Here is a 17,330-nt window from a genome sequence, read left to right on the forward strand (position 1 = left end):
CACTTAACGCAGTATATGGGTAGCACACTCGTTTTCGGGGCTTCGGGCCAACTTGGGCAATGTTTAAAGCACGTGGTGGCCGAGCGCAACACGGCAGAGCTAGTTTTCTTGCCGGAGGAGCAAGCCAACATTCTAGATATGGGAATGTTGCAAGCGGCTTTTGCCCAGTACAAGCCAGCCTATTGCATCAACTGTGCCGCCTATACTGCTGTAGATAAAGCGGAGGATGACATAGATATTGCCCGCAAAGTAAACCGCGACGGCGCCGAGAATCTAGCAAAGTTGTGCGGCGAATATGGTACTACCCTCATCCACATTTCCACCGATTTCGTGTTTGCTGGCACTGGCAATCAGCCCCTCGTCGAAACCGATGAAGCTGCTCCTATTAGCGTGTATGGCCTCACCAAACTGGAAGGTGAGCAAGCTATTCCAGCCCATACCAATCAGTATTTCATTTTGCGCACTAGCTGGCTGTACTCCGAGTACGCCAACAACTTCGTGAAAACCATGCTGAAGCTGGGTCGGGAGCGGGAAGAGCTGCGCATTATCTGGGACCAGGTAGGTACGCCTACCTATGCCATTGACTTGGCTGGCTGCATTATTAGCATCATCGAAAGCCAGAGCCAGCAGTATGGCATCTATCATTACAGCAACGAGGGCGTTACATCCTGGTACGATTTTGCCCACGCTATCTTCGAGTTAGGCAACGTAGCAGTTCGTACGGTACCCATCCGTACTGCCGAATATCCTACCAAAGCCACGCGGCCCGCGTATTCCGTGATGGATAAGACCAAGGCTAAAACTCAGCTTGGCGTTGCCATCCCCCATTGGCGCGATAGTTTGAAGGTGTGCATCAGCCGATTAGAAGCATAGCCTCTCTTGCTAGGTAACTACTAAAACTAGCAAACGGCTGTAAGCCTGATAGATATTGCCAAGCGAAAAGGCCACCACTACTCAGTAAGTAATGGTGGCCTTTTTGCGTGAGAACAGCTTGTATTGCTATGCTACAAAACCGCAGCAGTGCTACTAATGCTAGACATATTATATTGATTGACATAATGATTATGCCTGTTAGGTAGCTATAATTACAAAGAACAGAGTAGTGAAAGCAAGTCCTTGTTCATTACACTCAAACCATTGTTACTATGTCCCGATTTGCTACTTCAAAATACGATTACTGGCCTATCTATGAGCATCTTAAAAAATACTATCCACTAGGAATCACTATTCAATACGATGATATAGCAGAATTGTGGAGCTACCCCGGCTACAAGGAATTGGGGAATCAAATAGTTACTGCTATCCAAGATGAGGCTCAATACGCTAAATGGACTCAATTTACGGCACAGATAGCGGATACCGTAGGATTTCCTAGTATGAGTACTACCTACGGTCAGCATCCATGCTATAGTGCTATTCTAAAAATAGATGAAGTTGCAGTGGGGAACCGGTTGCTAGTTAAAGAGCTATTTTTCGCTGTAAGCGTAGTCGGTCCTTTTTACACTGTATTGGGTCAGGATCAGGTTGTTACTACACTTATCGATCAACCCGTGCGGAGTACATCTTACTTAACCCTTTCCCCACAGGACGAATATAAAGAGGCATTTGAGGCAACGTGCCAAGCAATTGAGCAATACTTTACTGGATACCGGTTCGTGCCTTTTTCTATTGCTACTCGACGTTTGCAAGGATTATATTATGGAGTAAATGAATCAGACCACAACCCTATCTTCTATGGCCTCTTCAATGACCAAGTAGATATACACGCGGCAACTGTGGGAAGCCGCTCCTACAAGAACGGGGACTGGATTCGTAGTGACTGGAAGGATGATGGTGGTAGATGGGAAATATGTCCACCGATGATGTAATTGTAATAAGGCCTTGCTCTACTTGCTAGCCATAGAATACTAATGGGTACTATGCTCGTCCGTAGAACCGGTTGAGTAGGTAGGCTAGCACCACAAAGCTTAGTCCCACAGAACACACGCCCAGCCACTGAAAATGGTCCCAGGCAATGCCGCCTAGCAAAGACCCCATAGAAGCACCAATGAAGCAGCAAGTCATGTACACGGTGTTGAGGCGGCTCCTGGCCTCTGGACGCAAGGTGAAAATGCGGGCTTGGTTGGAAATGTGCGCCATCTGCTGACCCACATCCAGAAGGATGACCCCTACTACGAGGCCCAGCAGGTAGTAGCCTCCAAAGCTTAAAAGCAAGTAAGCTCCAAGAAACAGGAGAATACCCAGGTTCAGGGCGTAATCGGCTCCTTTCGTGTCGGCTGATTTACCGGCGAAGGAAGCCGCAAAGGCTCCACTAGCACCAATCAGCCCGAATAGGCCTGCTACGTCGCTGTGGTAGTGATAGGCATCGCTCTCCAAGAAAAACACGAGACTAGTCCAGAATGCACTGAACCCGGCAAACATGCAGGCGCCCACTACGGCCGAGCGGCGGAGTATCGGCAATTCACGCGTTAAGGTGCCAAGGGATTTAAGCAAGCTCCCGTAGCTGCCCGTAAACTGAGGCTGATTGCGGGGTAGCATGCGAGACAGAATTCCCGTGAGAACTACCATCAGGCCCGCGCCCACCCAGAACATAGTCCGCCAGCCGAAGTGTAGTCCCACGTAGCCACTTACGGTGCGCGAAAGCAGAATTCCAATTAGTAGTCCGCTCATTACTTTGCCTACTACCCGGCCACGTTCTTCGTCGCTGGCCAAGGACGCGGCCATTGGGATGAGAAGCTGGGGTACGGCTGAAAATACGCCAATTAGCAAACTGGCTGCTACCAGTAGCCCATACGTGGGAGCATAGGCCGCGCCGGCCATGCACACGGCGGCGCAGAGTAGCAGGCCCAGCGTTAGGCCTTTGCGCTCCCGCTTGTCGCCGAGGGGAACTACAAACAGCAACCCTAGTGTGTAGCCTACTTGCGTGATAGTAGCCACCAAGCTAGCCTGGCTTTCCGACAAGCCAAACGTGTGGCTGATTGCTACCAGCAGGGGCTGATTGTAATAGATATTGGCTACTACCAGGCCGCAGGTTACGGCCATAAGCCATACCAGGGAGGCCGCAAGGGGGGGAGTAGGGGCGGGGGTAGGTGCTGCTGATAAATGAACGTCAGCAGAAGCGGTTTCTCTCATGCAGTGAAATGCGCCACAACCTGTTGGCTACGGCGTAGGTGTGTGCAGAGAACCGCTAAATACAAAGAAGGTTGCTTAGCCCCACTATGAGTTTACTGTCGTTGGTGGCGGCCTAGTTGTTTTCGACGTAGCAAGAGCAGAAGTACACGGGGATATTTCTATAGGCTAAGGGGGCAAGTTCTAGCTCACACACTGCTTCTTGTATACGCCCGGTGTTACGCCTTCGTACTGTTTAAAGATCTTCTGAAAATAGCCCGTGTTGTTGAAGCCAGCCCGGAAACACACATCCGCCACGGTTATTAGGGGCTGCCGTAGTAGGCGCTTCGCTTCGGCCAGCCGCTCCCGAATAATGTACTCAACGGGTGTAATACCCAGCTCCCGCTTGAAGATGCGGAAGAATGTAGCCTTGCTCATGCAAGCTAGCTCCGAGAGCTTCTCTACCGTAATCTGCTCGGTGAGGTGCTGCTTGATGTAGTGAACCACGGCCGCAAACCGGTGGGAGGTAAGGTGCTGGGTGTAGTTGTGGAAAAGAAGCTGACGAGCCTGGGTTTGCATCAGGCGTACTAGCATCTCCTGAATGGTAAACGACGCCAGCACGTCCTTCACCCGTCCCGTGTCGCGGGCCGAGAGCTGTACCAGCCGTTCCAGCGTGCCCGTCAGTTCCGGAGTGTTTTGGAAGTGCGCATGGTCGAGTAGGTCGAGGTGCCAGGGGTGAGTTGCTTCCGCCAGGGGCTGCTCCTCGTTCAGCAAATCCACCGTTTGGCGAATAGTATCGGTCGGAATAGCCACGGCTAAGCACTGAGTGGGACGCTCCTCGGCAGCCTCGGGAAAATCAATAACCATGGTTTCGTTCTCACCCACCACCACCGACTCGCCGGGCAGGTACTCGAAGGCTGGCCGGCCTTGCAGGTGCATCACTTTCTTACCGCGTAGCATCGTCGTCAGTACCACGTGGCCCATGCTGAGCGGCACTTGGTGGGCCATGCGGTGGGTCTCAAATACGTTTAGCTCGAAGGCTTCCAGGGAATAGACCGTACGGTTTTCCACCAGGGTAGTAAGCTGCTCGGGGCGATGCAAGGCAATGGAAGCGGGCAGATGGGACATAGGAGCGAGGAGGCAGAAAGGAAGAGAACAAGTGCACTGCTTGCAGCCTTGCTACAGCTACGTAGCAAAGTGCCTAGAAAAGAACCATGCTAAGGGTAGAACGTTGCAAATCACCTGCGTAGCATGTTGCGTGAAGATAAGTTATATGTGAGTAAGTGGTTACAAATTGAGATAATACCTTGCTTTTGTGCGAGAATAGTGGAGCTATGAGGCGTCCACAGAAGGGTACCTTGCTAGCATCAACAACAGCCAAGCTTCTCACCCATGGAAACTCTCGAAAAAACCACCACCTTTGTTGAGCGCCCCAAATTCAAATCTCACTATGATAACTTCATCGGCGGCAAATGGGTAGCGCCAGTTAAAGGGCAGTACTTCGAAAATATCTCTCCTATTGATGGGCAGGCGTTTTGCAAGGTAGCCCGCAGCTCGAAGGAAGACATTGAGCTGGCACTTGATGCGGCGCACACGGCCTTTGCCACCTGGAAGCAGACCTCGGCCACGGAGCGCAGCAATATGCTGATCAAGATTGCGGATATCATGGAGAAAAACCTCCCGCACCTGGCCGCCGTGGAGTGCGTGGAGAACGGCAAGCCCATCCGCGAAACTACGCTGGCCGACTTGCCCTTGTGCATCGACCACTTTCGCTACTTCGCCAGCGTTATCCGGGCCGAGGAAGGCTCCGCCACGGAACTGAATGCCACTACGCTGTCGCTGAATATCCATGAGCCTCTAGGGGTAGTAGGCCAAATAATTCCGTGGAACTTCCCCCTGCTCATGGCTACGTGGAAGTTAGCGCCTGCCCTGGCCGCTGGCTGCTGCGTAGTTATGAAACCCGCCGAGCAAACGCCGGCCTCTATTATGGTCCTGATGGAATTGCTGCAAGATGTGATTCCGGCCGGGGTGGTGAACGTTGTAAACGGGTTCGGCCTGGAGGCGGGTAAACCCCTGGCTTCCTCGCCCCGCATTCAGAAAGCCTCGTTCACGGGCGAGACTACTACGGGGCGCCTCATCATGCAGTACGCCGCCGAAAACCTGATTCCCGTAACTATGGAGCTGGGTGGCAAGTCGCCCAATGTGTTCTTCAAGAGCGTGATGGACGCCGATGATGACTTTCTGGACAAGGCCATTGAAGGGGCTGTCATGTTTGCCCTCAACCAGGGAGAAATCTGTACTTGCCCCTCCCGGATGCTCGTACAAGAGGATATTTACGATGAGTTTATTGAGCGCGTAATTGCCCGCGTAAAAGCCATTAAGCTGGGCAACCCGCTAGATATGGAAACCATGATGGGGGCCCAGGCTAGCAACGACCAGTTTGAGAAAATCTTGAGCTACCTGGAAATAGGCAAAGCGGAGGGCGCAGAAGTGCTGACCGGCGGCGACGCCTACTCGCAGGAGGATGGCGCCTTGGCCGAAGGCTATTACATTCAACCCACTATGTTCCGCGGCCACAATAAGATGCGCATCTTCCAGGAGGAAATCTTCGGGCCCGTAGTGTCCGTGACGACGTTCAAAACTGTGGAGGAAGCCATTGAACTTGCCAATGATACGCTGTACGGTCTCGGGGCCGGCGTATGGACCCGCGATGCTCACGAACTTTACGAAGTGCCCCGCGCCATTCAGGCCGGCCGCGTGTGGGTAAACTGCTACCACGACTACCCAGCCGGGGCCCCCTTTGGTGGCTATAAGGCTTCGGGCTTCGGTCGCGAGAACCATAAGATGATGCTCTCGCACTACCGCCAAAACAAAAACATGCTCATCAGCTACAGCCAGCAGAAGCTAGGTTTCTTTTAAACGGGAGCCGGTGCGCTAGTGAAAATGGTGAGTTGACGTTTTGCCAACAGCAAAATGTCAACTCACCATTTCGCTTCCCGCCGGAGAAGCAGTACGTAAGCTTCCCCGTATCACCAATGAGTTGTACTCTCCATAAGTATATGTCTGCAGAACCTACCCCCCGCGTGCTCGCCACGGCCGCCGCCGAAGCTACCATTGATGTGCTACGCGATGAGCACGGGCCGCTTATGTTTCACCAAAGCGGCGGTTGCTGCGACGGCTCCTCGCCTATGTGCTTCCCCAAAGGGGAGTTTCGGGTGGGAACAAATGACGTGTGGCTAGGCCAAATTCATGGCTGCGACTTTTTCATGAGTGCTGCGCAGTTTGCGTACTGGAAGCATACTCAGTTGACAATAGATGTAGTGAAAGGCCGGGGCGCTAGTTTCTCTCTGGAAATTCCGCTGGGCGTCCGGTTCCTCATTCGCTCGCGCCTGTTTACGCAGGAGGAATCGGGCAGCTTAGCGCCTGTGTATGATGGAGAGGAATACACGACGCGCCCCGCAGCTAGGCATTGATAGAATACGGAGGTGGTTGTATTCTTGGAAGCTGGGTAGGTATTTACCCCCATGCGAGATGGGGTTTATCGGTAGCTAAATCCGTATTTTCTGAGCGGTTTAGCGGAAAGAAGAAGCGTATACCTAAGGGCTGCCCCAGTATAGGGGCAACTTTATTGCTCTCTTTTTTCACTACAACCCTTCACCTAATGTTCTATCACGATAGAGAACTTCAGTACAAAGTACGAGTAGATAAGCCCAATCCCCTGTTTGCCCGCATGCTTCAGCAGGCCATCGGCGGTATAGAAGGCGAAATTCGCGTGTGTCTTCAGTACCTGTTTCAAGCATGGGGCTCCCGTGGCCCCGAGAAGTATCGGAACATGCTGCTGGAAACCGGTACCGAGGAAATGGCTCATATTGAGATGCTGGCTACGGCCGTGGCCCTTAACCTAGAAGGCGCACCTACTAGCATGCAAGATGAGTTTGCGAAGGACAAAGTGGTAGAAGCCGTATTAGGTGGCATGGATGTTCGTCACATCCTCTCATCGGGTATGGCGGCGTTGGCTTCCGATGGAAATGGGGTGCCATTCAATGGCTCCTGGATTGTAGGAAGCGGCAATATTGTGGCCGATATGTACACCAACGTAGCAGCCGAATCGACGGGCCGCACGTTGGCAACTCGCCTCTGGCACATGACTGATGACCCCGGCATGAAGGACTTCCTTTCCTTTCTGATTGCCCGCGATACCATGCACCAAAACCAATGGCTAGCAGTAATTGAAGAAAACGGTGGCCTGAACGCTACCCCAGTACCCAACAGCTTCCCACAAAGCGAGGAAGTACAAGGTTTCAATTATGCATTTGTCAGCACCTATATTGGGAATGACATCACAACCGGCGGCCGCTGGACCCAAGGTCCATCGGTGGATGGCAAAGGTGAATTCCATGTAGAGAAGGCAGCGCCGCTCGGTGGTATTCCTAAGCTGTCGCCGCCAGTGCCTGGTGCATTTGCCCAAAAAGAGCAAATGACTACTGTAGATTCGGTCATCGGCACCGTGCAGTCAAAAATAGAAGGCACCCTAAATAGCCACCACGACAGCAACTCGTAAACGGGTGCAGGATGCTATTGTAAATACAAGGCCCCGGCTACTAAGTAGCCGGGGCCTTGTACTGTTTGTGCTAGTAGGAAAGTGCTTAGTTGCGCAGCTTCACGGGGAGGCCCTCCAACTGCACGTAGCTCAGCTTCCAAGAGTTGTTCTTTTGCTTTTTCCAGAGCAGGATGAAGTTGCCTTCGCCTTCGCCGTGGGGCTGGCCCGGAGCGTCCGGCAACACGTCGGTAGAGAAAGTGCCAGCTTCATAGGCAATGTTTGCGTCGGTGCCGGTAGTGGTGGTGTACGTTTTCAGATCGGAAATAGTACCCATCGTGGCACGCACCCACTTATCCGCTACTTCCGACTTGCCATTGAAGCGGGTTTCGCCCTGGGCGTACTGCACGTCGTCGGCCAGCAGCGTATCTAGCTGGGCAGTGTTTTTGGCATTCCAGGCGCTAATGAACTGCTGATTGAGGGTTTGTACGTTTACAGCAGCGGCATCGGTAGCCTTAGGGCCCGAGCAGGAAGCTAGCAAGGCGCTTCCGATCAGAAGACCAAACAAGGGTTTCATGAGAATAGGGTTTAGGTAAGAAAGCTGAAGGGGCAATCGAGGAAAAGGTGAAGTAGCAGAAAGCCCAGGTGGAATGGCCTGGGCTTTCTGTTACAAAATAAGAGGGGGGTTACCAACTCTTGCGACGTACTTCGGAAGAGGGGTAAGCCGTGGTACGGTCGCCGTACGACGTGTTGCTCAGGTAAGCACCGTTAGAGGCAAACGTAGCCGAACCAGCAGGAGCAAGGCTGTTCATGCCAGCAGCGGGCGAAGCAGCTTCAGCAGCGGCAATAGCCGCCATAGCGTTGGCGTTGCCCGTGCTGTTGGCTTTCGCCGTGGCCGATCCTTTCGCCAGACCAGCGCGGTAGGCGGCTACCCGGCGCTGCTCGGCCCGGCGGGCGGCGGCTACGCGAGCGGCTTCGGCTTTGCGCTTGTTGTCGGCGTTTTTACCAATGGCGTAACCTAAGCCAGCACCAGCGGCGCCACCCACGGCACCACCTACTACGCGGTTGCGCTTGTTGATGAGGGCACCAGCGGCGGCACCACCCAAGCCACCAATGATGGCACCTTTAGCATGGGAGCTAACCTTGCGGTCTTGAGCAAAGCTGCTGGCAATTGTGGTGAAAAACATCACCAGGGCGAGAAACAAACTTACCTTTTTCATGAGAATAGAAATTTAGGTTCAGTGGGCCGAGGACCGGCAGCCCTGAACTGGGTTTTGCAAGCACCATGCCAATACGGAAAGCCAACTCTTCAAGTTGAGCTTGCCAAGTAGGCAGCACAGGAGCGGCCCTACTAGTGGCAGATGCTGAAAAATGTACGTAAGCGGCAGCCAGCGCGGATTTTTCGTACTACACCAGATGAAAGATCAACTCTTATTTCGGGTAACTGAATGCGTGCCGCTCACGGGCCTTGGTGTACTGCTGCTGGGGGCCGAGGTAGCCCCATTGCTTGCCAGCCTCGCCCTGCATACTGCCTTGGCGCTCACGCTACGGTACTCGTCGGGCCGTTCGGTAGCGGCCGTAGCTACGGTGGAGGAGGTAGCCCGGCCCGGCGAATTGCCAGTCCGGGCGTTGCTGCTCACCCAGGAAGCGGCTGGTCCTGTGCCGGTTGGTACGGAAGTATGGTGGTCGGGCACCGAAATAGGGTGGGAGCAGCTGCTTTAGCGCAGCCAGCCGCCGGCATCCAGCCAGTTTTGGAGGCGGTCAGTCCAGTTGTCTTTGGTGGTTTTGTTGAGCATCCCAAAACCATGGCCACCCTGCGGGTATAAGTGCATTTCTGCGGGTACTTGGTGGTGGAGGCAGGCCTCGTAAAAAGCTAAGCTGTTCTGCACCTTCACGGTTTGGTCATCGGCGGCGTGCACCAGAAACGTAGGTGGAGTCTGTGCCGACACTTGAAGCTCGTTGGAATAGAGCCGAATTTGGCCCGCGCTTGGCTTCTCCCCAATAAGGTTGGCGCGAGAGCCCGCATGCATGAGCGTATCTGAGAAGCTAATAACCGGATATAGCAGCATCAGAAAATCGGGTCGTACGGAAGTATTGTCGTTAGTGGCGCCGGCTGGCTTGGCGAAATGCGTGCCCGCCGTGGACGCCAAGTGCCCGCCCGCAGAAAAGCCCATCAGCCCTACCCGCGCTGCATTTATACCAAACTCCGTGGCCCGCTGGCGCACCATCCGAATAGCCTGTTGGGCATCTAGCAGCGGGGCAATTGATTTATCGACTTGGCTTTGGTCGTTGGGTAGGCGGTACTTAAGTACGAAAGCCGTGACCCCCATTTCATTGAGGCGCTTGGCTACGTCGTAGCCCTCGTGGTCGATAGCCAGCCGTGCATAGCCGCCACCAGGACAGATAATAATGGCCGTGCCGTTGGCTTTGGCGGGTTTGTACACCGTAAGCGTGGGCTGTATTACCTGAGCAATGCGGATGCTGCCGTTGGCTTGCTTATCCACTACTTCCTGCACCTTACTTGCCTTAGAAGCAGGAATAGGACCAGAATAAAGGGGTATGACTGGCTGGGTTTGCGCCATCAGGAAAGAGGAAGGAATGCTGAAAAGAACAGAAAGTAGGAAGGCTCGCATCAGAAGCAGGAAGTAGTGTGCAGCAGATTACGTGGAAAGTAGGTGGGTAGCTGCCTTTTTCAGCGCTGCCGACTGACTCCACGTTTGCAACTGCGTGGCCACGGCGGCAGCTACGGCTCTCCGCGTACGGCTTTGCACATCGGCGTAGCCCTCAATCAGCTTGCGCGTGTTGCGCAGGGGCACGGTTGACAGCAGCGGAAGTAGCTTTTCTAACACTTGGCGCACGGCATCATCTATGAGGGGGCTGATAGTGCGGGCCTGTACTAAGATGTCGGCGAGGCGTTGTACGGGCACAAAACCTGCGTGCAATAGCTTGCCAAGCGTTTGTCCTAGCGCATGCGGCACCAGGCGGCTAGTCTCTATTGACGCCAAGAGCGCCTCTATCGCCACAGCCCGGCAGGCCGACGCACTATGCGTGAGCCTCAAGGCCAGAATAAGCGTGGCGGGCGCGGAGAGACCAGGGCCAACCGATAAAAAAGAGTGCAGTACCGTTTATAGAGCCTCCTGAACTGTGGAATCGGCCTGAATTGTTTTGCAGCCCAAGCGGATTAGGTGCCAGTATACTTGGTCGGCATTATGTGGCAGTAGGGTAAGCAGAAAGGGTAAATCAGTTTGTAAGGAGCACAGCGAGTCCCAGCCGTTGTCCTTAGGAAGCGGCACGTGGTGGGAGTATAGCAACAAGTAGTTCGGTAGGCGCTGGCGCTCAGAAACGGTAGCGGTTACTTGCAATTCCAACCAGGTGTTGGTCACTTCAGGCTGTTTGCTCCAGCTTTGTTTGTAGGTCTGCGACAGAGACCTAAAATATGTCAATTAAACTTATTATTACTAATGAAATTAGCTAAAAATAGAAACGGATGAATGTATGGCGGATAACCATGTTAGCGAAGATAAAATGTGGTTTGATCTGTAAAGGGGGCGTTATTTCTTAAAGCTAAGAACCAATGTATTCTAATACTACTAGCTAAATGAGTAGCAGTTATAGGTATGCTAAAAAAATGAGACTTGCAGACTGATTCCACAGGAATCAGTCTGCAAGTCTCAACACGCGGGACCATCTAACACGATAGCCGCTACCTTACTACTTAGGCGGGACTTGGCGCAGGATGTTCGCCTTGGCCAGGAGCGTCAGGGTGGCCGCCGTGCTCTTCATCAGGCTTATAGTTGGCTTCTAGCTCAGCTAGCTTCTCCTTGCCATAGGCGAAGCGGGTGATAAGCACATACAGCACAGGCACAATGAAAATAGCTAGCAACGTAGCCGAAATCATACCGCCAAGTACCGTCCAGCCAATAGTTTGGCGGCTTTGAGCACCAGCCCCGGAGGCAAACACCAGGGGCAATACCCCCAGAATGAAGGCCAACGACGTCATGATGATAGGACGCAGACGGAGACGCACGGCTTCCAGCGTGGCTTCTACCAGCGGCATTCCTTTATCCACGCGCTCCTTCGCAAATTCGATAATCAGAATGGCGTTCTTTGCCGACAAACCAATCAGCGTGATCAAGCCAATTTGGGCGTACACGTTGTTGGTGAGTTTGGGTAGGAAAATGAGCGCCACAATAGCTCCGAACGCGCCCAGCGGTACGGCCAGCAGCACGGAGAAAGGTACCGACCAGCTTTCGTACAGGGCAGCCAGGAACAAGAACACGAACGTGAGCGACAGGGCGAAGATGTATACCGTTTGACCACCTGCTAGCTGCTCTTCTCGGCTCAAGCCCGAGAACTCAAACCCGTAACCCGCGGGCAACGACTGGGCCGCCGTTTCGCGCAGGGCGTTGATAGCATCACCGGAGCTATAGCCAGGGGCCGGGTTTCCGTTGATTTCAGCGGAGCGGAACAGGTTGTAGTGCGAAATAAGCGGGGCCGACTCTGTGCGCTGGTAGCTGGTAAGTGTGCTCAAGGGCACCATACCGCCGGAACTGTTGCGTACGTAGTACTGGCCCAGGTTGCTGATATCGGCACGGTACATGGAGTCGGCTTGGGTTACTACGCGGAAGTTTCGGCCGTACACCGTGAAGTCGTTCACGTAGGCCGAGCCTAGGTAGGTACGCAGGGCCGTGCCAATATCAGAGATGGAAACTCCTAGCTTCTTGGCCTTTTCCCGGTCGATGGTGAGCTGGTAGCCGGGCGTATTGGCGGTAAAGAAGGAGAAGGCCCCCGTAATTTCTGGTCGCTTGCGCAGAGCACCCAGGAAGTTCTGCAGTTGAGCATCAAACTTCTTGATGTCGCCGCCTGCCTCACGTTCCTGCAGTACAAAGGAGAAACCGCCCGTGTTGCCCAAGCCCGGAATAGCCGGCGGTGAAATAACCACCACGTTGGCTTCCTTAAGGCGGCTGAGGCGCTGCTGAATGGTAGCAATAAGACCTTGCAACTGTACCTCCTTGTCTTTGCGCTCTTCCCAAGGCTCAAGCTGGCAGAACACCGTACCACTGTTCGACTTGGAGGAGAAGTTTACCGCATTCAAGCCACCAAGACCGGCATAGTGCCGGATGCCCTTGATCTTACTCAACTCCTTCATAATCTCGTTGAGCGTGTTTACCGTGCGCTCCGTGGAGGAGGCTTCGGGCAAGTTGAAGGTTACGATAATTCGGCCCTCATCTTCAGTAGGAATAAAGCCGCCGGGCTTTTTGGCAAACAGGAGGCCCGTGCCAGCAATAATGCAGACCAGAATAATAACCACAAAGCGCGAGTTCTTGATGCCGCGCTGCACGCCGTTGCCGTACTTGTTGGTTACCTTATCAAACCAGGTGTTGAACTTGTAGAACAGGCGGTCAAGACCGGTAGAGTTTTCATCGCGCTTGTGCGGCTTGAGTAGGAGCACGCACAACGCAGGCGTGAGCGAAAGCGCTACAAAGGCCGAGATGATTACCGAAATGGCAATAGTAATAGCGAACTGCTGGTACAAGCGGCCCGTGATGCCCGGAATGAAGCCTACCGGTACGAACACGGCCGCCAGAATCAGGGCAATGGCAATAACCGGAGCCGAAATTTCGCGCATGGCCGCCAGGGTGGCGTCCAGCGGGCTCAGGCCCCGTTCGTTCATGTTGTGTTCCACGGCTTCCACCACCACAATGGCGTCGTCGACCACAATACCAATGGCCAGCACGAAGCCAAACATGGTGAGCGTGTTGATGGTGAAGCCCAGCGGAATAAACATGATGAACGTACCCACAATGGACACCGGAATAGCCAGCACCGGAATCAGGGTGGAACGCCAGCTTTGCAGGAACAGGAACACTACGATGATAACCAGCACCAAGGCTTCCACCAGCGTGTGCAGCACTTCCTCAATAGACACCTTCACCACGGATGCGGCCTCAAACGGTACCACGTAAGCGAGGTCGGCGGGGAACTGCTTTTTGAGCTGCTCCATGGTGTTGTTCACGTTCTCGTAGGTTTCGAGGGCGTTAGCACCAGGCGCTTGATATACCAGCAGGTAGGCGGCGCGTTTGCCGTCCACAAAAGAGTTGTTGGCGTAGTTAAATTTGCCCAGTTCCAAACGAGCAACATCCTTCAAGTAGACTACCGAGCCGTCATCGGGCCGGGTTTTTACAATGATGTTGCCGAACTCTTCTGTATCGGTTAGGCGGCCCTTCACAAACACGATGTACTCAAAGGTTTGCCCGGTTTGGGCCGGGGGAGCACCAATGGAGCCGGCCGCAATCTGCGCGTTCTGCTCCTGAATGGCGGCCGTTACTTCCTGGGCCGTAACCCCTAGCTGAGCCAGTTTATCAGGCTTGATCCACACGCGCATGGAAAAGTCATCGGCGCGCGATACAATGTCGCCGACACCTTTGGTGCGCAACAGGGCGTCCTTAATAAAGACGTTAGCGTAGTTGTCGAGGAAGGTAGTGTTGTGGCTACCGTTAGGAGCGTAGAGTGCTACCAGCATCAGAATGCTGGGGTTACGTTTCCGCACAATCAGGCCGAGGCGCTGCACTTCCTGTGGCAGGGTAGGCTGGGCAATGCCTACCCGGTTCTGCACGTCGAGGGCAGCAATGTTGATGTCGGTGCCTACCTCAAAGTTCACCGTCATGCTCATCTGCCCATTGCTGGTGCTGTTGCTTTGCAGGTAGGTCATGCCCGGCGTGCCGTTCACCTGCACTTCCACGGGCGTGGCTACGGTCTGCTCCACCGTTTGGGCGTCGGCGCCGGTGTAGGTGCCCGAAACGGATACCGTGGGGGGCGTAATTTCCGGGTACTGCCCAACGGGCAAATTCAGGATGGCCAGCACCCCGACCAGCACAATCACCAGGGAGGTGACAATGGCCGTGACGGGACGCCGGATAAAGGTTTCTGCAATCATGATGGGGCGTTTAGCTGTGCGCTTGGTTCAAGTAGCCCTAGCTCCTTCCTCGCGCTGCGTGGGAGGGGAGTTAGCCTTCTAATCCTAGCCACTCGTTAGTTCTTATTTCGCGGCTCCTTGAGCCGGGGCACCCGCTTGGGCTTGCGCTGGTGTGCCCGTCTGGATTGTGCCGCCATCACGCAGGCGCTGAATGCCTTCGGTTACTACCTGGTCGCCTTCTTTAATGCCGCTGATAATAACAATCTGGTCGCGCAGGCGCGGGCCGAGCTGCACTTTGCGCTGGTAGGCTTTGCTGCTGTCGCCGGCAATAAATACAAAGTTCTCGCCCATTTGCTCGGTTACGGCTTTGTACGGAATTACAATACGGCGGCCCGACTGGCGGTTCAGCACGTTCAGTACGGCGCTCATACCGTCCTTCAGCTCGCGTTTGGGGTTGGAGAACTGCACCCGAATCTGTACGGTACCGGTTTGCTGGTTTACGCCCCGGTCAATAGCTAGTATCTTACCCGGCTGGTTGTAGCGCGTGCCATTGGGCAGCACCAGGCGGAAGGTAGAGTCGGCGCGGCTGCCGGTTTGGCGCTGCAAGTCCACAAAGCGGCTCAGGTCGGCTTCGGTAATCACGAAGTCTACGCCCATAGGGTCCTCCCCGCTGATGGTATTGAGCAAGGTACTGCCGGGGCTCACCTGAGAACCCAGGCGCACTTGCGAAATGCCAATGCGACCCGTGAAAGGCGCGTTGATGATGGAATAATCAAGATCGGTGCGCGCCGCCGATACGGCGGCCTGGGCCTCGGCTACCTGGCTTTGCGCCGTAGCGTACGAGGTGGCTGCGTTGTCCACAATCTGGCGGGCAATAGCGTCTTGCTTGGCTAGGCGCTCGTAGCGGTCCAGGTTTACCCGGGCGTTCTGCACAGTGGCCTGGGTGCTACGCAAGCCGGCTAGGGCCTGCTGGTAAGCCGCCTGGTACTTGCGCCGGTCAATCTCGTAGAGCGGCTTGCCTTTCGTGACCACATCCCCTTCTTTAAAGTAAAGCTGGGTGATGAAGCCCGCGACTTGGCTGCGCAGCTCTACGTTGTTGATGGCTACGACCGTAGCCGGATACTCATCGTAGTACACGGCGTCGGAAACTTGGGCGGCCATTAGCGTCACGGGCGTAGCCGGCGGCGGACCAGCCGGTTTGTCGGCTTCTTTGTTGCCGCAGCTCACAAGGGCGTAGAAGCCCGCAGCGTAAGACAGGGCTAGAATAGTCTTCTTCATATAGGTACTGGAAGCGGCGGAAGGCTTAGTAGGACGTGGGCAGATTGCCCTGAGCGCGCAGCAAGTCTACCTTGCTGCTCAGCACCTGAAACAGGGCGCTGTAATAATTGAGCTGGGCGGTGCGAAGGGTGCTTTGGGCAATGATGACGTCGAGGTAGGTTTTGATGCCCTCGCGGTACTGTAGGTTCACCACCGAGTACACCTCCTTCGACAAGGCTAGGTTGCGCTGCCCAATGAGGTAATCGGTGTAATACCCTTTGTAGGTAGATAAAGCCTGCTCAAACTCCGTGTTGATGCGGTTGCGCGTAGCCAGAATATCCTGGTCGATGCGCTGATCGGTGAGGCGTTCCCGCCGTAGGTTTTGCAGGCGCCTAGTGCCCTGGAAAATAGGTAAGCTCAGCTGAAGCCCAGCGTAGGAGTTGGGGAACCGCTGGCTGTATAAGTCGCCGAAGTTGTTGTTCTGAAATACCGCGTTGTAGTTGCCGAAGGCCGATACGGAGGGCAGGAAGCCCCAGCGGTAATAGCTAATCTGGGCCGACTGCAGTGCTTTCTGCGTCTGCAGCTGTTGAAACTCAATGCGGTTGGTGGGGTCGAGCGCTACGGCCGTGTCCACTACCGCTTCGCGCATCAGCCGGATGGTGTCGTACTGCAAGGTGAGCGGCTGCGGACCAGCCAAGCCCATTAGTTCCTTTAAGTAAGCGCCCTTGGCCTTAATGGCTTCAATGGCCTGCTTGCGCGCTACAATGGAGTTGTTAAGTAAAATCTCGGCCTGCTTGAAGTCTGTTTTGTCAACGATACCTGCATCGTAGCGGGCCCGCGCATCCTGAAGGCTACGCTGCAGGCGCACAATGTCCTCGTTTAGCACGTCTAGCTGGCGCTGGGAGAGTAGCACGTCATAAAACGCTTTGCTCACATCCGTCACCACGTCGATGCGCACGCCAATGGTGTTCTGCTGGTAGAACTGCCGCGAGGGCCGGGCCGTGCGTAGGGCCAGCCGCACATCGTTGTTGTAAATAGCTTGGGTAGCGCCCACGCCCACCGTGGAAGTATTGCGCAAGCCAATTTGGCGCGGCGTGTTTACCCCATCAATCGGAATTACCGAGTAGGGCAGCTGAAAATAATGCTGACCCGTGGCATTGAGGTTTACTTGGGGCAGCCAGCCCGACAACCCAATGCGAATGGTGGCCTCGTTGGTTTCTTCATCAATGCGAGCTTGGCGCAGGGCAGGCTGGTTTTGCAGCGCGTACTGAAGGCACTGTTCCAGCGTGAGCTGATTGCCAGATGGAGGAGGAGCCGTGGGCTGGGCCCGCGCCCACACGGGGACAAGCCAGACAAGACCTAGCAGTAGCCGAAGCGCCCGTTTCATGTGTTTCATATCGTAAGTAAAGCAGCTACTACACGGCATAGCTGATGCACTGCTGACCATCCTTTGGGCCAGTCACCATTCCAAACATCAGGCGCAAGGACGCAGCTATGTGCCTGCACGCTGCC

14 protein-coding genes and 1 pseudogene are annotated in these 17,330 nt (G+C 54.6%); 6 read left to right on the plus strand and 9 right to left on the minus strand.

Features of this window, described 5'->3' with window-relative positions:
• Window positions 1-15 precede the first annotated feature (15 nt).
• On the plus strand, window positions 16-873 hold the full coding sequence (gene rfbD / locus CHB83_RS13150; protein ID WP_089333156.1) for a dTDP-4-dehydrorhamnose reductase: 858 nt from the start codon (window positions 16-18) through the stop codon (window positions 871-873).
• A 272-nt stretch (window positions 874-1,145) separates the two neighbouring features.
• Window positions 1,146-1,868 (plus strand): hypothetical protein, encoded by a 723-nt coding sequence (locus CHB83_RS13155; RefSeq protein WP_089332967.1) that lies wholly within the window; start codon window positions 1,146-1,148, stop codon window positions 1,866-1,868.
• Window positions 1,869-1,917: 49 nt separating this feature from the next.
• On the opposite strand, the gene CHB83_RS13160 is transcribed toward CHB83_RS13155, so the two are convergent.
• Window positions 1,918-3,132, minus strand: coding sequence for an MFS transporter (locus CHB83_RS13160; protein WP_218823178.1), 1,215 nt, complete (start codon window positions 3,130-3,132; stop codon window positions 1,918-1,920).
• A gap of 180 nt (window positions 3,133-3,312) precedes the next feature.
• The gene (locus CHB83_RS13165) at window positions 3,313-4,236 is read right to left on the minus strand and encodes an AraC family transcriptional regulator (protein WP_089332969.1); all 924 of its coding nucleotides are present in this window, start codon (window positions 4,234-4,236) and stop codon (window positions 3,313-3,315) included.
• A 264-nt stretch (window positions 4,237-4,500) separates the two neighbouring features.
• On the opposite strand from CHB83_RS13165, the gene CHB83_RS13170 reads away from it, so the two are divergent.
• From CHB83_RS13170 to CHB83_RS13180, 3 genes are all read left to right on the plus strand, one after another.
• Window positions 4,501-6,027, plus strand: a complete 1,527-nt coding sequence (locus CHB83_RS13170) for an aldehyde dehydrogenase family protein (protein ID WP_089332970.1) — start codon at window positions 4,501-4,503, stop codon at window positions 6,025-6,027.
• A 140-nt stretch (window positions 6,028-6,167) separates the two neighbouring features.
• The gene (locus tag CHB83_RS13175; protein ID WP_045688954.1) at window positions 6,168-6,581 is read left to right on the plus strand and encodes a DUF779 domain-containing protein; all 414 of its coding nucleotides are present in this window, start codon (window positions 6,168-6,170) and stop codon (window positions 6,579-6,581) included.
• Between the two features lie 188 nt (window positions 6,582-6,769).
• On the plus strand, window positions 6,770-7,669 hold the full coding sequence (locus CHB83_RS13180) for a manganese catalase family protein (RefSeq protein ID WP_045688955.1): 900 nt from the start codon (window positions 6,770-6,772) through the stop codon (window positions 7,667-7,669).
• 85 nt (window positions 7,670-7,754) lie between these two features.
• Here CHB83_RS13180 and CHB83_RS13185 read toward each other — a convergent pair whose 3' ends face one another.
• The gene (locus CHB83_RS13185) at window positions 7,755-8,222 is read right to left on the minus strand and encodes a YybH family protein (protein WP_089333157.1); all 468 of its coding nucleotides are present in this window, start codon (window positions 8,220-8,222) and stop codon (window positions 7,755-7,757) included.
• A 109-nt stretch (window positions 8,223-8,331) separates the two neighbouring features.
• Window positions 8,332-8,865: a YMGG-like glycine zipper-containing protein gene (locus tag CHB83_RS13190; protein WP_045688957.1), complete on the minus strand. Its 534-nt coding sequence runs from the start codon at window positions 8,863-8,865 to the stop codon at window positions 8,332-8,334.
• A gap of 196 nt (window positions 8,866-9,061) precedes the next feature.
• Between CHB83_RS13190 and CHB83_RS13195 the strand changes: the two genes are divergently transcribed.
• The gene (locus CHB83_RS13195) at window positions 9,062-9,367 is read left to right on the plus strand and encodes a hypothetical protein (protein ID WP_143437132.1); all 306 of its coding nucleotides are present in this window, start codon (window positions 9,062-9,064) and stop codon (window positions 9,365-9,367) included.
• On the opposite strand, the gene CHB83_RS13200 is transcribed toward CHB83_RS13195, so the two are convergent.
• The 5 genes and pseudogenes from CHB83_RS13200 to CHB83_RS13225 all read right to left on the minus strand — a co-directional run bounded on the left by CHB83_RS13200 (window position 9,364) and on the right by CHB83_RS13225 (window position 17,214).
• Complete coding sequence (locus CHB83_RS13200; RefSeq protein ID WP_089332972.1) at window positions 9,364-10,278, minus strand: alpha/beta hydrolase; 915 nt, start codon at window positions 10,276-10,278, stop codon at window positions 9,364-9,366. The genes CHB83_RS13195 and CHB83_RS13200 overlap by 4 nt on opposite strands.
• Window positions 10,279-10,305: 27 nt before the next feature.
• Window positions 10,306-11,088: pseudogene (locus CHB83_RS24460) on the minus strand (DUF7825 domain-containing protein).
• 272 nt (window positions 11,089-11,360) lie between these two features.
• Window positions 11,361-14,582 carry an efflux RND transporter permease subunit gene (locus tag CHB83_RS13215; RefSeq protein WP_089332975.1) on the minus strand — a complete coding sequence of 1,074 codons (3,222 nt, stop codon included), beginning with the start codon at window positions 14,580-14,582 and terminating at the stop codon, window positions 11,361-11,363.
• A 102-nt stretch (window positions 14,583-14,684) separates the two neighbouring features.
• Window positions 14,685-15,839 (minus strand): efflux RND transporter periplasmic adaptor subunit, encoded by a 1,155-nt coding sequence (locus CHB83_RS13220; protein WP_089332976.1) that lies wholly within the window; start codon window positions 15,837-15,839, stop codon window positions 14,685-14,687.
• 25 nt (window positions 15,840-15,864) lie between these two features.
• Entirely contained in the window at window positions 15,865-17,214 is a 1,350-nt protein-coding gene (locus CHB83_RS13225; protein ID WP_179225528.1) for a TolC family protein, read from the minus strand.
• Between the last annotated feature and the right edge of the window lie 116 nt (window positions 17,215-17,330).

The sequence above is a fragment of the Hymenobacter mucosus genome (genome assembly GCF_900188255.1).
Lineage (GTDB): Bacteria > Bacteroidota > Bacteroidia > Cytophagales > Hymenobacteraceae > Hymenobacter > Hymenobacter mucosus.